The following is a 15266-nucleotide window of genomic DNA, read 5'->3' on the forward strand; positions in this document are numbered from 1 at the left end:
ATAGATAGTATGTCTGAAATGACTCCTCGCGAAATTGTCAGCGAACTCAATAACCACATCATCGGTCAGGACAAAGCCAAACGCGCTGTTGCCATTGCCCTGCGTAACCGCTGGCGTCGTATGCAGTTAGATGAATTACTGCGTCATGAAGTCACGCCAAAAAATATTTTGATGATCGGGCCGACCGGCGTTGGTAAAACCGAGATTGCCCGTCGTCTGGCAAAATTAGCCAACGCACCTTTTATTAAAGTTGAAGCCACGAAATTCACCGAAGTGGGCTATGTTGGTAAAGAAGTTGACTCGATCATCCGTGATCTGACAGATGCCGCAATAAAAATGGTGCGTCTGCAATCCATTGAAAAAAATCGCTATCGGGCAGAAGAATTGGCCGAAGAACGTATTCTGGATGTCCTGCTTCCTCCGGCAAAAAATAACTGGGGACAAACAGAAGCGCAATCCGAACCCTCTTCGACCCGTCAGGCATTTCGCAAAAAATTGCGTGAAGGCCAGTTAGACGATAAAGAAATTGAAATCGAAGTCGCCGCTGCGCCTGTTGGTGTTGAAATCATGGCCCCTCCGGGCATGGAAGAGATGACGAATCAATTACAATCCATGTTCCAAAACCTGGCAGGCCAGCGTCAAAACAGTCGCAAGATGAAAATCAAAGACGCTTTCAAGCTACTGGTTGAAGAAGAAGCAGCAAAACTGGTGAATCCAGAAGAGCTGAAACAACAGGCGATTGATGCCGTTGAACAACATGGCATCGTTTTCATTGATGAGATCGATAAAATTTGTAAACGCGGTCAAACGTCTGGCCCGGATGTTTCCCGTGAAGGTGTTCAGCGTGATCTGCTGCCACTGGTCGAAGGCTGTACCGTTTCCACTAAACACGGCATGGTCAAAACGGATCACATTCTGTTTATTGCTTCCGGTGCCTTCCAGGTTTCCAGCCCTTCCGACCTGATCCCTGAGCTTCAGGGTCGCTTGCCAATCCGTGTTGAATTGCAGGCGCTGACCACAGAAGATTTTGAACGAATTCTGACCGAGCCTAATGCTTCGCTGACTGAACAGTACAAAGCGCTGATGGCGACGGAAGGTCTGAATATCGAATTCACTGCTGACGGTATCCGTAAAATTGCAGAAGCAGCATGGCAAGTGAATGAAACAACCGAAAATATTGGTGCTCGTCGTCTGCATACGGTACTTGAGCGCATGATGGAAGACCTCTCCTTTGACGCCAGCGAAAGCCAGGGAAAATCCGTCGAAATTAATGCCGATTATGTTAAAGAACACTTGGACGAATTGGTTGCAGACGAAGATTTGAGCCGGTTTATTCTGTAATCAGTGACACCGGCTCAATAAGACCTCGTTGACTGCACTGATGCACGTGAAAAATCTAACGTGGAAAAGGCGCAAGATACGATAAAAAATCACGCTATTGGGAGGCCTTGAGCCTCCCCTTTTTTTATTTTCGATGGTATAAAATTTATTACACCCATTCTAATGGCAGACAGTAACAATATGAGCTCAACCACGTTTAGCAGTCAGATACAAGCATGGCTGGAAAGCTTGCGCCCCAAAACACTCCCGCTGGCCGTTGCTGCCGTTGTCACAGGCTCAGCGCTTTCTTCATGGGCAGGACAGTTCAAATGGCCAGTGACAGTATTGGCGTTATTCACCGCCGCCATACTGCAAATTCTCTCCAATCTGGCCAACGATTATGGTGATGTCACCAAAGGCAGCGATACAGCAAAACGTATTGGCCCAATGCGCGGGATGCAAAAGGGGCTGATTACGGCAAAGCAGATGAAAACAGCATTGAAGATCACCGTGCTGTTTTCTTGTTTATCTGGCATTTCCCTCATCGCGGTAGCCTGCAATAGCCCAAGTGACATCATCGGTTTCTTGATCCTGGGATTATTGGCGATTGTCGCTGCTATCACTTATACGGTAGGGGTTCGTCCTTATGGCTATATCGGATTAGGTGATATTTCCGTTCTGATTTTCTTCGGCTGGTTAAGTGTGCTCGGGACTTTCTATCTGCAAACCCATACGGTTTCCATCAGCACCGTGTTGCCCGCAACGGCTTGTGGCTTACTTTCTGTCGCAGTCTTAAACATCAATAATCTACGCGATATCGACAATGACCGCCAAAACGGTAAAAATACCCTGGCCGTCCGGCTGGGCGGAAAAAAAGCCCGCTATTATCATGCCACCCTTCTGCTTACCGCTATGCTCTGCCTTATCGCTTTCACATTACTCTACCTGCATGGCTGGTCTTGTTGGTTGTTCCTGCTTGCGTTTCCTCTCCTGTTGAAACATGCCGTACAAGTCTTGCGTGATCCCACCCCTGAAGGTATGCGTCCCAAGTTACTACAAATGGTCAAGGTTGCATTATTGACCAATATCCTATTTTCCCTTGGATTAATGTTGAATTAAGCGAGTAAACAGCCATTTTGCCCGGCAGTTTTAAGATTGATGGTTTTGCCAACACTGGCGTTAAAAGGATATACTGTCTATTCCTTGTATAACCAGACGTCAATCCTATGAAATATGATACTTCCGAACTTTGTGATATCTATCAAGAAGATATAAACGTGGTAGAGCCACTTTTCTCCAACTTTGGTGGGCGTACTTCATTTGGTGGTCGTATCATCACAGTAAAATGTTTTGAAGATAATGGCCTTCTTTATGATTTACTTGAAGAAAATGGACATGGTCGCATTTTGCTCGTTGATGGTGGTGGATCGGTACGCAAGGCACTCGTTGATGCAGAGCTGGCTCAAATTGCGGTCAATAATGAGTGGGAAGGTATTGTCGTCTATGGCGCGGTGCGTCAGGTCGATTATCTCGCCGAACTTGATATTGGTATTCAGGCAATGGCAGCTATTCCTGCGGGTTCCAACAGTGAAGGCGTAGGGGAAAGTGATATCAGAGTCAATTTTGGGGGGGTGACGTTCTTCTCTGGTGATTATCTTTACGCAGACAACACCGGTATCGTCTTATCGGATGTCCCACTGGAGATTGACGAAGCACTTGACGATAGTGATGACGAAATCTGATCCCCGGTAAAAATAGCCATATCACCATTCTGGTCTAGCCGATATGAAGATCCCCAATATAAAGGGGACAAAAAAAGGGCGTAATCATCGCCCTTTTCAGCTAAGCAATTGGATACCTTATTGTACATCTTCCATTTTACCCAGCAGGGTACGTAAACGCTCTTGCCATGCTGATTGTTCTTGCTTGAGCTGCTCATTTTCACGTGCCAGAGAATCACGGCTATCTGCCACATTCTGAACATCCTGAGATAAGACGGTATTCTTTTCTTTTAATTCTTCAATCTCCATTTGCAACAAAGTGATGGTATCGATCGCTTGCTGAACTTTGGATTCTAGTTTTTCAAAAACTTCAAATGACATTCTGGGGCCCTCTTGTAAGCAATGTCTTGATTGTATTTAGCCTGTTAACACCTGTCTAGTTTCATCCCTTCAATGTGCAGCATAACGAAAAATATAGTGACTAAACCCAAATGTCTACAAGATCACATTTCCAAGTTGAATAAAACACCAAGTAAATGCGAATTCGCTCATTTTGTTGACGCAACACGCAGATTTCAAGTTCGCTATTTCTCGTTTACGCTCATTAACGATAAATTCACAGGCACTTTTCCCTTACTACAGAAAAAGGGACAAATAATTATCCGCTTTCCCTTGTACTTTTTTATAGGATCATAGAAATGAGCCAGAGCACAGCACCAACATTATCAGGTCAATGCATTGCCGAATTTTTAGGCACCGCGTTGCTCGTTTTTTTTGGCTTAGGCTGCGTTGCTGCTGCCCGAATTGCAGGAGCACAACTCGGCTTATGGGAAATCAGCATCATCTGGGGCTTTGGTGTCGCTCTGGCCGTTTACCTTACTGCCGGCATTTCAGGCGCACATCTTAACCCCGCCGTGACCATCGCTTTATGCCTATTTGCCAATTTTGACAGAAAAAAAGTGTTGCCTTATATCATTGCCCAAATGTTCGGTGGCTTTGCTGCGGCACTGATTGTCTACATGATGTATTACAACCTTTTCCTGGATTATGAGCAAGTTCACAACATCGTTCGCGGTTCACAGGAAAGTCTCTTTACTGCCGGCGTTTTTTCAACTTATCCGGCAGCACCGATTTCCGTATTCCAGGCGTTTATCGTTGAAGTTATCATCGCAGCCGTTCTGCTATGCTTGATTCTGTCCCTGACAGATGATGGCAACGGCATCCCAAGAGGGCCTTTGGCACCGCTATTAATCGGCATTCTCATCGCCGTTATCGGGGGAGCATTTGGCCCTTTGACCGGCTTTGCGTTGAATCCGGCTCGTGATTTTGGTCCCAAATTAGTGGCTTATTTGGCGGGTTGGGGGAATATTGCCCTCACCGGAGGTCGGGATATTCCTTATTTTCTTGTTCCGTTGGTCGCGCCTATCGTTGGCGCGGTCTTAGGTGCCTTTGGCTACCGCCAGCTGATTACTCGCCATTTACCGCGCGAGGTCTGATTTGCCAGATAAAAACGCTGGCAAATCCATAAAACGATAAAAATGAGTCAATAAAACCAGGTTATAGTTATGACAACAGAAAATACAACTGAAAAAAAATATATTGTCGCTCTGGATCAGGGCACGACCAGTTCACGCGCCGTGATCTTTGATCACGATGCAAATATTGTCTGCATTTCACAACGTGAATTTACACAAATCTATCCCAAACCTGGATGGGTGGAACATGATCCCATGGAAATCTGGGCAAGCCAAAGTTCTACCCTAGTGGAAGTACTGGCAAAAGCCGATATCCGTTCTGATCAAATTGCCAGTATTGGTATTACCAACCAACGGGAAACGACCATTGTCTGGGAAAAAGAAACAGGTAAGCCGGTCTATAACGCCATTGTCTGGCAATGCCGCCGAACAGCAGACATCTGTACCAAACTGAAACAAAAAGAAGGGCTGGAAGAGTATATTCGCCAAAATACAGGGCTGGTCGTTGACCCTTACTTCTCCGGGACAAAAATCAAATGGATTTTGGACAACGTGGAAGGGGTTCGCCAACGTGCTGAGCATGGTGAGCTTTTATTCGGTACTGTTGATACCTGGTTAGTCTGGAAAATGACGCAGGGACGGGTGCACGTCACTGATTACACCAATGCTTCCCGTACCATGTTGTTCAATATCCATAACCTGGACTGGGATCAGAAAATCCTTGATGAGTTGGGCATACCACGCGTCATGCTGCCCGAAGTTGCCGCTTCCTCAACAATCTATGGCCAAACGAATATCGGAGGAAAAGGCGGCACCCGTATTCCGATTTCGGGTATCGCAGGTGACCAGCAAGCCGCACTGTATGGGCAATTGTGTGTTCATCCCGGCATGGCAAAAAATACTTACGGCACGGGCTGTTTCCTGTTGATGAACACCGGCAACGATGCCGTCCGCTCTAATCATGGCCTGTTGACTACCATTGCCTGTGGCCCACGTGGTGAAGTCAATTATGCGCTGGAAGGCGCGGTATTTGTGGGTGGCGCCTCCATTCAATGGCTACGTGATGAACTCAAACTGATTGCAGATGCTGCGGATTCAGAATATTTTGCAACCAAAGTCAAAGACAGCAATGGGGTTTATGTTGTGCCTGCATTTACCGGGCTTGGTGCGCCATATTGGGATCCTTACGCGCGTGGCGCTATTTTCGGATTAACCCGTGGCGCCAACAGCAACCATATTATCCGTGCCACACTGGAATCCATCGCTTACCAAACCCGCGATGTCCTGGACGCCATGCAAGCCGATGCGGGTACACGCTTGCAAGCATTGCGCGTCGACGGCGGTGCGGTTGCTAACAACTTCCTGATGCAGTTCCAGTCCGATATTCTCGGCACCCGTGTTGAGCGACCTGAAGTGCGTGAAAGCACGGCGTTAGGCGCCGCTTTCCTGGCGGGTTTGGCGGTCGGCTTCTGGCAAGATTTGGATGAAGTGAAAAGCAAGGCCTTGATCGAAAAAGAGTTCCGTCCAGGTATCGAAACGACTGAACGCAACCATAAATACAATGGCTGGAAAAAAGCGGTTGCCCGCGCCCAAGAGTGGGAAGATCGCGCTTAATCGCTCAAGGCGCTGGCATGGTTTTTTGTTACCTTGCCCGCGCCTTGAAAAACTCAGATTGACAGGATAGCGTGCCTTGCAACATGACACTTGGCTGATAACACAATGTGCCGATGGTAACACGTAATCGATAATGCTATTTCAAGTAATCACGTAAGATTGTGACCCAAAATCCCCCATTGACATCGTCTTCATCTGGCTGAGATTAATTCGTGCCCGATGAGTACGGATCATATTGTGTAGAGAGGTTAATCGTAATGGCAAATTGGGTTACAGGCAAAGTTACCGACATCACCCATTGGACAGATTCACTTTTCAGTATCAAAATTCATGCACCAATAGAAAAATTCACCGCCGGTCAATTTGCAAAACTTGCGCTGGAAATTGATGAAGAGCGCATTCAACGAGCTTACTCTTACGTCAATTCGCCTGATGATAATTATCTGGAATTTTACCTAGTCACCGTTCCGGGAGGAAAACTCAGCCCCCAATTGGCTGCGTTAAAAACCGGGAATGAGTTGTTCGTCACAGAGCAGGCCGCTGGTTTTTTCGTTCTTGATGAAATCCCTGACAGCCAAACACTCTGGATGCTTTCCACTGGCACAGCAATTGGGCCTTATCTTTCCATTCTCCAACAAGGTATTAATCTGGAGCGGTTCGAAAATATCGTTTTAGTTCACGCAGTGAGATGGGGAAAAGATTTAAGTTATTTGCCCTTGATGCAGGCATTAGAGAATAAATTTCAGGGTAAACTGAAAATACAAACCATCGTGAGTCGCGAAAAATGGCCCAATGCACTAATGGGTAGAATTCCGGCATTAATTGAAAATGGTCAGTTGGAATCGGCGGCAGGCTTATCCATTCAGGCCGAAAACAGCCATGTCATGTTGTGCGGGAATCCCCAAATGGTCAGGGATACCCAGCAACTATTGAAAGAACAACGTAATATGGCAAAACATCTGCGCCGTAAACCGGGTCATATCACCAGTGAGCAATACTGGTAAACCGCCACGGCGGTCTCAATAAATGTACCGATAAACTTATCCGCGTTTTTGAACTGTTTCCCTGGCAGAAATATAATCAACCGTTTCTGCCATCTTACCAAAGCGATTAGCGCCTTCCGTGCCCCGAAAAACACCACAATCCAATATCATCATGACGCAAATCAGTGTCGGGACAAAGCGGCCTATTCCCCACTGCCATATTGGCGCCATTATGCTCCAGTCAAGGGACACTAATATCCAGGCCAATGCCAGTAATAACACCCACCCACCACGTTTATTCCGGTCATGCAAACGTTTCGAGAAAATCGCCACGGTTAGATATAATAGCAAGGCCACACCAGGCATCGCATAATTCATCGGGATAACCCCCATGCCGTGGAGTGTCAGAAGTATAAAAATCAAAGCAAAACAAATACCGATTCCGTACCAAAACTCTCGTCGTCCAATTCGGCCTTTGAATGAAAAACCCCATTGTTGTAATGTCATGTCATCTTTCCAATTGTGGGCACTGTTTTTCCAGGATTTAACTCAGTGAGTCGTAAAATGAAAACAGGCATAAATAAACTTCTGGTGGCAATATTAATCGCTTTTGGTATCGGTTTACCATTACCAGCCTCTGCCTATGAAGCTTCTGTCACAACAGAAATAGGCTCATTGCCAATGTATCTACAGCCAGATTTTCCTACTTTCGAAGAAACCATCCCTGTCTTCCGGGAAAAATACAATAAAAAACATCCAGATATTCCGCTTAACGAATATAAAGTCATTGCAAGCCAAAACATTTCCCAACCTTTTATCCGTGCCGCCAGCCGGATCAATCAAAACATTTACTCTTCGGCAGTACTGGAGCGAGGCAGCGAAAAGATAAAAAGCCTCCAGCTTACGCTGTTACCTTCACTGAATGAACACGAAGATGAGCGGAACTGGATATTGGCAAAACGCTACATGGCGGCGCTGATCAATCAATTTGAACCAACCCTCTCCCCTGAACAAGCTCAAATTCAATTGGAAAAACTTTTGCAGGCAGCTGCAACTTTCTCGACGTTCAGTCAAAAAATGGGCGCAGTCCGTTATGTCATCGTAAACAGCAGCGAAAATATAATGACCTTCGCTATTGAACCGATTAAGCTATCGTTATCTGACACCACAATAGATGAGAATTAGTGACACAACGCAGAGCTATTCGCGTTGATGATCTTTATACTATCGGGATTCCACGGACAAGGAATGGCATGATGGTGATGTCATTCAAAGCAAGAATATTCATTCAGTTCGCAATTTAATTATTTTCTGGTTGGAGGGAAAAATATGCGACATCCATTAGTTATGGGTAACTGGAAATTAAATGGCAATACCCACATGGTTAACGACCTGATTGCAGGCCTGCGTAACGAATTGAGCAACGTTGACGGCTGTGGCGTCGCTATCGCACCACCAACAGTTTATGTTTCTCTGGCAAAAAATGCGCTGGCTGGCAGCCGTATCGCGCTCGGAGCACAAGATGTCGGTGTCAATCTTTCTGGTGCATTCACGGGTGAAACGTCCGCCGAAATGCTAAAAGAAGTCGGTGCACAATACATCATTATCGGTCACTCTGAACGACGGACTTATCACAAAGAAAGTGACGAATTCATCGCGAAGAAATTCGCCATTCTGAAAGAGCAGGGTTTGATCCCAGTTCTGTGCATTGGCGAAACCGAGCAAGAAAATGAAGCGGGTCAAACTGAAGCCGTTTGTGCACGACAAATTGATGCTGTTTTAAACACGCTGGGCGCAGAAGCATTCCAAGATGCCGTGATTGCTTATGAACCCGTTTGGGCAATCGGTACCGGCAAATCCGCTACACCTGCACAAGCTCAGGCTGTTCACAAATTTATTCGTGATCATATCGCCAAACAAGATACCGCGATTGCTGAGCAAGTCATTATTCAATACGGTGGTTCAGTGAATGCCGGCAATGCGGCAGAGCTGTTCACCCAACCGGATATCGACGGGGCGCTGGTCGGTGGCGCATCACTGAAAGCGGATGCTTTTGCCGTGATCGTGAAAGCCGCAGCAGAAGCGAAAAAAGCCTAATTCTCCGCAAAACACAACGTAACAACACGACCGCCACCAGGTATCACCCGTGGCGGTTTTTTTCTCTCTCAAACCGCGTCATCGGCTGAATGATTAACGTCGGATAATTTCGTCAAAAATCTTGCCCGTCGCAAAATGTTCTTTTTGCGCTTTATCCCACCCGCCAAAGACCTCATCAACGGTAAAAAGCCTCAGTTCAGGAAAAACCGTCCGATATTTTTGGGCAATGGCCTTATCGCGCGGACGATAATAATTTTTGGCCGCCATCTCCTGCCCAACCGGAGAATAAAGGTATTTCAGATAGGCGGTTGCCAGCTCGCGCGTTCCCCGTTTATCAACCACTTTATCGACAACAGAAACCGTTGGTTCCGCCAGAATAGAAATACTCGGTGTCACAATGTCAAATTTTCCCTTACCCAAGACATTAATGGCCAACAACGCTTCATTTTCCCACGCGATCAATACATCACCAATTCCACGCTCTACAAACGTATTCGTTGCCCCCCGCGCTCCGGCATCCAACACGTCAACATTTTTATACAACGCCCGCACAAACGCTTTGGCCTTAGCCTGATCCTGATTGTTATGCGCTAATCCATATCCCCAGGCTGCCAGATAATTCCAACGCGCCCCGCCGGACGTTTTGGGATTCGGTGTCACAATCGAAATCCCGGGACGAATTAAATCAGACCACTCTTTTATCTGTTTAGGGTTTCCCTTTCTCACCAAAAAGACAATGGTTGATGTATAAGGCGCAGAATTATCCGGTAAACGTTTAATCCAGTTCTTATCAATGCGCCCGCTTTTCGCGATAGCATCCACATCATAAGCCAATGCCAGAGTCACAACATCAGCCTGAAGACCATTAATCACGGAAGTTGCCTGCTTACCTGATCCCCCATGCGACTGGCGGATCTTGACATCATCCCCTGTTTTGTTATGCCAGTATTCGCTGAATGCCACATCATACTGTTGATAAAATTCACGGGTTGGATCATAAGAGACATTCAATAATTGAAGCGTTTTTGCCCATGCATTATTGGCCAACAGTGACATTGCCAGAACCATCAAAAATAACGTCAACATGAGATACGGTTTTGTGATCCCCCGCCTCAGGCTCGTCCTCATCCCCTTTGCATTCATCATCACGATCACACACTCCCCTAAGCTATTATGGTTTTCACCCTAAAAACTGACAGAAAGTGTTATAACTCAGAAATAATTTAAAATTTCCGCTTATGCGTAAGAGGAATATGAGAAATGAGATAGCCACATACATGGCTATCTCCAAAAGAGGATTTTACGGCGAAGAAAGGATTAGTAGAGCTTTTTCGCAGTGTCTAACCACTCTTTCTTAAAGACACGTTGCATGTTTTGTACTGCATCAATGATATCGTGATGAACAAGTTTCTCATTCTGGATACCAACACAGCGACCGCCATGGCCTTCCAACAAAAGTTGAACGGAGTACGCCCCCATACGAGAAGCGAGAATGCGGTCATAAGCAACCGGTGCGCCACCACGCTGAATATGCCCCAATACCGTTGCCCGTGTTTCGTGATGCGTTTCCGCCTCAATATATTTCGCCAACTCAGCAACATCACAGACATGCTCAGTAATGGCAACAATCGCGTGACGTTTCCCTTTTTGAATTCCGACCTGAATCTCAGCCAGCAATTCTTCACGATCAAACGGGGTTTCACTCTCAGGCAGAACAATAAATTCGCATCCCCCCGCAATGGCTGCGGATAACGTCAAATCACCGCAATAACGCCCCATCACTTCTACAATGGAAATGCGTTTGTGGGAAGTTGATGTATCACGCAAACGGTCAATGGCCTCAACCACCGTTTCCAGCGCCGTGAAATAACCGATGGTGTAATCTGTGCCTGCAACATCGTTGTCAATCGTTCCGGGCAAACCAATACAAGGGAAGCCTGCTTCGGTCAGCCTCTTCGCTCCCAGATAAGAGCCGTCACCGCCGATCACCACCAGCGCATCAATCTCATTTTTGTGCATGTTTTCAATGGCAATCTGGCGAACCTTATCATCCCTGAACTCAGGAAAACGGGCAGATCCCAAAAACGTACCACCGCGGTTAATCATGTCGGAAACACTAAAGCGATCAAGCTTCTTCATGCGGTTTTCATACAACCCCAGATAGCCATCATAAATACCATACACTTCCAACCCTTCGGTTAAAGCGGCACGAACAACACCACGAATAGCGGCGTTCATGCCAGGCGCATCACCGCCACTCGTTAAGACTCCGATTCTTTTAATCTTGTTGATCATGATGACCTCTGACTTATCGATATAATATTTGTCAATCTGCTGACGATTTCCCTAACGAGAAAAATTAACAGCAATCTTGCGAAACCTGATTGTCACTTCACTGAGCTGAATTGATTCAACACACCTATGATACGGAAAAACATTCAGCCTGCATTAAGATTATGTCTGTTCTTTGACGATCTTTTGATTATGAATAAATTTCCTTTCAATCCCAACGGTTTTTATGCTCTTCCGGCACAACAGAGCAAGGATCTTGGTGAATAATAATATCGGCATCAGGAAACCGGCGCCGCAATTTATTTTCGATGCCGTCAGCCAAAGCATGCACCTGCACCAACGGCATATGATCATCGATCTCCAGATGAAACTGGATAAAACGCGTCGGCCCTGATTGGCGGGTGCGCAGATCATGGCCACCCGCTACCCCGGGATAATTTCGGATGATTTCGATAATCTCCTGCCGCTCTTCATCCGGTAATGCATGATCAAGCAAAGATTGTACGGCATCATACCCCATTCGTAATGCACTATAGAGGATATAGACTCCGATACCCAAGGCAAATAGCGCATCCGCACGTTGAAAACCATACAGACTCAAAAGCAACGCCACCAAAATGGCGCCATTCATCAACAGGTCAGATTGATAATGCAGCTTGTCTGCCCGGATCGCCTGACTTTGGGTCTTATTAACCACCCATTTCTGGAACGTGACTAAACATAATGTGGAAATCAGAGCAATGACGATAACCCAAATACCTATCGCCGCATGCGCCAATGGTTTGGGGGCATACAGATGCTGGAAACCCGTTAAAAAGAGGAAAATTGCCGAACCGGAAATAAACATACTTTGTGCCAAAGCCGCCAACGACTCGGCCTTACCATGCCCAAAAGTATGCTCTTCATCAGCAGGCTGAAGTGAATAACGCACAACAAAAAAATTCATCAAGGAAGCGGCCAAATCGACTAATGAATCCACCAGCGCGGCCAGTAAACTCACCGAACCCGTTAGCCACCATGCAAAAATCTTCACAATCAACAACACACATGCCAGCACCGTTGCCGCTAATGCAGCAGAACTGACCCATCGCCCATAATTTATACTCATTGACGACCACCTTACGGTTATTCAGCCAGACTCAGGTATACTAATAACGCAGCATCCATCCCAGATGAATTTGTGAGGCTGCATTTTTCTACGTGCCTGTATGACTGAAATAATACAAAATACCCCCCAAAAATCCACTTTCTGTCCGGTATGGTTATGTTTAAACAAAATATTAAAAATAATTTATCTTGGAGTACATTTTTCGTCGGTGGCTACATCGCACTTGTCTACGTAACAGGTATCACACGCTATAAAAACTTATTTTTTGCGCTGGTGGCATTAACTGCGTTGTATTTTCTGATTAAAAACCCCAAAGGATGTCTTGCTGCTTTAAAAAATAATGTCATCTTGTCTTTAGGTATCCTGACATTAACCTATGTCTATTCAATAGTGATTTCACCGGAGCCCAAACTCAGTATCAGTGAACTTAAAACCCCTTTTTTCAGGGATGTTGTTCTTTCCAGCCTGTTGATTACTCTGGCATTAAGCCATACCAGTGCGCTTAAAATTCAGAAAATGGTTATCGGTTCATTTCTGATTGGGCTGTTATTCATCACACTGAAAGAAATTTACCTGTTTTATCAGGATTACCAAAACAATATCATGCCATTCACCACCTATAACCACCGCAATATCTCGGATGGCATCGTATTCTTCTTTCCCGCATTAGTCGCCCTTTGGCATTTTCAGAATCACAAAAATTACATTCGCTTAGCGCTGATAGCACTCCTGATTTTATCTGTCTTTTTTGTTTTGTTAGGAACCCTTTCCAGAGGCGCCTGGCTTGCTGTTTTTGTGATGTTTTTTTTGATGATCATCCTGAACAAAAACTGGAAGACGTTGGTTGCCAGTATCATTATGATTGGGGTTGGCATATTTGCCATCAAATCTGACTATCTTATCAAAGATTCTACTTTAGCTTTTAAGTTGGAACAGACCGATAGCAGCCACCGATACCATAATGGGACACAAGGCTCAGCTCTCACCTTGATTTTGGAAAAACCAATCAAAGGTTATGGCGCTGGCAACAAAATCTATGACCAAATTTACAACGATAACGTTAAAAACTACCCAGACTGGACATTTAAAACCTCGCTTGGCCCCCATAATATTTTCCTGACTGTATGGTTTTCTGGCGGAATATTTGGATTCGCGGCCTTTTTATTTGTAGGGCTTTTATACCTAAAACAATCAGCTCAAGAGTGGAAAGCAAGCAATAAACAAGCAGCGTTAATTTTATTGATCTCTTTCTTTGGCTATTTTATTGTCAGAGGAAACTTTGAGAGTGTTCATTTGAATATCTTGGGTATCTATCTTGGCTTACTGACCGCTTTGTGTCAGCAAAGATGGCATGAAAAAAGACAGCAATTTAGAACCGAAAGTTAACCATTCAACGGGCTATGCAATATTTGTGGATAGCCCATCACCGCTAAAACCACTCCGCTAATGTATTTGCTAAAGACACGCTGACATTACGCCAATCATATTGACTTATTACTGTCTCTTTGGCATGTTCAGCGACAGTGCTTAAATTGTCATTTAACAAAGTATCCGAAATATCTTTAGCAATACTCACCGGGGACAACGGTTCTTGCAGTAAAAAGCCTGTTTTTTCTGGAATAACAAATTCTTTTATTCCTCCTCTTGGACTGACCAACACCGGCACACCGCAGGCCATTGATTCCAAGGCAACCATACAAAATGCTTCTTCACCTAATGAAGGAACGACCGTTAAATCAGCAAGCGGATATACTTGATGCATGTCTATCGGCGGTATACTCCCTGCGAGAATACAGATATCAGCCATATCTGACGCTTTATCCAGCACCTTTTTCCGATAAACTTCGCGTTCACCTTTTTTAATCGTTGCATGATCCCCGATAAGAAGCAGCTTAATATTTTGCCCTTTTTGATTCAGCAAACTTACTGCATCCATGAGTTCAATAACGCCTTTACCTTTATCCAATCGGCCAGCATATAAGATAACGGTTTCATCATCTTTCAACCCAAAACGATCTCTTTTCCAACGAGTTCTCTGTTGATATAGCGCCTTATCAATACCATTTGGCACTACTTTGATATTCTCAATCTTTGCTTCGGAGTGAAAGAAATCCGCCAAAAAATGGCTAGGTGTAATGAGCTTTGTTTCTGGCGCTAAATCAGCGGTTTTATGTTTATTATGTAGATGAAGTACCATGAATTTTTCTGGATAAAGCTGCTTCACTGCATTATAAAGCGAAATAGAATTTTGGATGATCAAAATCGGTTTCTCGCCATACGAACATTGATAACGCATGACAGTATCCACCACCCTTTTAGCATAAGGATAAGGATCTAAACGAGACCATTTTCTAAAAAAACGCTTATAAACCACGCTCGTGTGTATCCTGTGAATGGTGGCATATTCACTGATCTTTTCTACCGTTTTCTCCGTTCTTTCTCCTTTACAGATAATTAAATTATGGGCCTGACTAATTTTGGCAACGTTATAGATCCACCACTCTACCGCGGCAGCATAGTTCGGGGGAATAGAATGGAATTCAGGGGCAACAAAAACACATTTTTTCATGAGAAAAGCAATCAGTAAACATCATGCACCGGATGAGATAAAAAAGTCAGTTTATACAAGTAAGCGATAATAGACAAAAAAAAGCCC

Annotated in this window: 15 protein-coding genes; 9 read left to right on the forward strand and 6 right to left on the reverse strand. The window is 45.1% G+C overall.

Translation table 11 applies throughout. The annotated features are described in order from the left end of the window. Window positions 1-9: 9 nt before the first annotated feature. The 3 genes from hslU to rraA all read left to right on the forward strand — a co-directional run bounded on the left by hslU (window position 10) and on the right by rraA (window position 3062). On the forward strand, window positions 10-1341 hold the full coding sequence (gene hslU / locus XPG1_RS16310; protein ID WP_045960177.1) for an ATP-dependent protease ATPase subunit HslU: 1332 nt from the start codon (window positions 10-12) through the stop codon (window positions 1339-1341). Window positions 1342-1521: 180 nt separating this feature from the next. Beyond that, window positions 1522-2439: a 1,4-dihydroxy-2-naphthoate polyprenyltransferase gene (locus XPG1_RS16315; protein WP_045960854.1), complete on the forward strand. Its 918-nt coding sequence runs from the start codon at window positions 1522-1524 to the stop codon at window positions 2437-2439. A 107-nt stretch (window positions 2440-2546) separates the two neighbouring features. After that, window positions 2547-3062 (forward strand): ribonuclease E activity regulator RraA, encoded by a 516-nt coding sequence (gene rraA, locus XPG1_RS16320; protein WP_045960178.1) that lies wholly within the window; start codon window positions 2547-2549, stop codon window positions 3060-3062. Between the two features lie 117 nt (window positions 3063-3179). Here rraA and zapB read toward each other — a convergent pair whose 3' ends face one another. Then, on the reverse strand, window positions 3180-3422 hold the full coding sequence (gene zapB / locus XPG1_RS16325; protein ID WP_045960179.1) for a cell division protein ZapB: 243 nt from the start codon (window positions 3420-3422) through the stop codon (window positions 3180-3182). A 317-nt stretch (window positions 3423-3739) separates the two neighbouring features. Between zapB and XPG1_RS16330 the strand changes: the two genes are divergently transcribed. The 3 genes from XPG1_RS16330 (at window position 3740) to fpr (ending at window position 7134) form a co-directional block, all read left to right on the forward strand. Then, a complete protein-coding gene (locus tag XPG1_RS16330; RefSeq protein ID WP_045960180.1) occupies window positions 3740-4537 on the forward strand; it encodes an MIP/aquaporin family protein in 798 nt (265 codons plus the stop codon). Window positions 4538-4606: 69 nt separating this feature from the next. Then, complete coding sequence (gene glpK / locus XPG1_RS16335; RefSeq protein ID WP_045960181.1) at window positions 4607-6130, forward strand: glycerol kinase GlpK; 1524 nt, start codon at window positions 4607-4609, stop codon at window positions 6128-6130. A 257-nt stretch (window positions 6131-6387) separates the two neighbouring features. Next, window positions 6388-7134 carry a ferredoxin--NADP(+) reductase gene (fpr, locus tag XPG1_RS16340; protein WP_045960182.1) on the forward strand — a complete coding sequence of 249 codons (747 nt, stop codon included), beginning with the start codon at window positions 6388-6390 and terminating at the stop codon, window positions 7132-7134. A gap of 36 nt (window positions 7135-7170) precedes the next feature. Here the strand turns inward: fpr and XPG1_RS16345 are convergent, their stop codons facing one another. Beyond that, window positions 7171-7620 (reverse strand): DUF805 domain-containing protein, encoded by a 450-nt coding sequence (locus XPG1_RS16345; RefSeq protein WP_045960183.1) that lies wholly within the window; start codon window positions 7618-7620, stop codon window positions 7171-7173. Window positions 7621-7677: 57 nt separating this feature from the next. Between XPG1_RS16345 and XPG1_RS16350 the strand changes: the two genes are divergently transcribed. Together XPG1_RS16350 and tpiA are read left to right on the forward strand one after the other, a co-directional pair. Beyond that, window positions 7678-8298: a DUF1454 family protein gene (locus XPG1_RS16350; protein WP_045960856.1), complete on the forward strand. Its 621-nt coding sequence runs from the start codon at window positions 7678-7680 to the stop codon at window positions 8296-8298. Window positions 8299-8442: 144 nt separating this feature from the next. Continuing rightward, complete coding sequence (tpiA, locus tag XPG1_RS16355; RefSeq protein ID WP_045960184.1) at window positions 8443-9210, forward strand: triose-phosphate isomerase; 768 nt, start codon at window positions 8443-8445, stop codon at window positions 9208-9210. A 93-nt stretch (window positions 9211-9303) separates the two neighbouring features. On the opposite strand, the gene XPG1_RS16360 is transcribed toward tpiA, so the two are convergent. The 3 genes from XPG1_RS16360 to fieF form a co-directional block, all read right to left on the reverse strand. After that, window positions 9304-10278: a sulfate ABC transporter substrate-binding protein gene (locus XPG1_RS16360; protein WP_436286834.1), complete on the reverse strand. Its 975-nt coding sequence runs from the start codon at window positions 10276-10278 to the stop codon at window positions 9304-9306. A 249-nt stretch (window positions 10279-10527) separates the two neighbouring features. Next, on the reverse strand, window positions 10528-11505 hold the full coding sequence (gene pfkA, locus XPG1_RS16365) for a 6-phosphofructokinase (protein WP_045960185.1): 978 nt from the start codon (window positions 11503-11505) through the stop codon (window positions 10528-10530). A gap of 205 nt (window positions 11506-11710) precedes the next feature. Next, window positions 11711-12610, reverse strand: a complete 900-nt coding sequence (fieF, locus tag XPG1_RS16370; protein WP_045960186.1) for a CDF family cation-efflux transporter FieF — start codon at window positions 12608-12610, stop codon at window positions 11711-11713. Between the two features lie 156 nt (window positions 12611-12766). Between fieF and rfaL the strand changes: the two genes are divergently transcribed. After that, window positions 12767-13996: an O-antigen ligase RfaL gene (gene rfaL / locus XPG1_RS16375; RefSeq protein WP_052708327.1), complete on the forward strand. Its 1230-nt coding sequence runs from the start codon at window positions 12767-12769 to the stop codon at window positions 13994-13996. 43 nt (window positions 13997-14039) lie between these two features. Here rfaL and XPG1_RS16380 read toward each other — a convergent pair whose 3' ends face one another. Further along, entirely contained in the window at window positions 14040-15179 is a 1140-nt protein-coding gene (locus XPG1_RS16380; RefSeq protein ID WP_045960188.1) for a glycosyltransferase, read from the reverse strand. Window positions 15180-15266 lie beyond the last annotated feature (87 nt).

The sequence above is a fragment of the Xenorhabdus poinarii G6 genome (assembly GCF_000968175.1).
Classification (GTDB): domain Bacteria; phylum Pseudomonadota; class Gammaproteobacteria; order Enterobacterales; family Enterobacteriaceae; genus Xenorhabdus; species Xenorhabdus poinarii.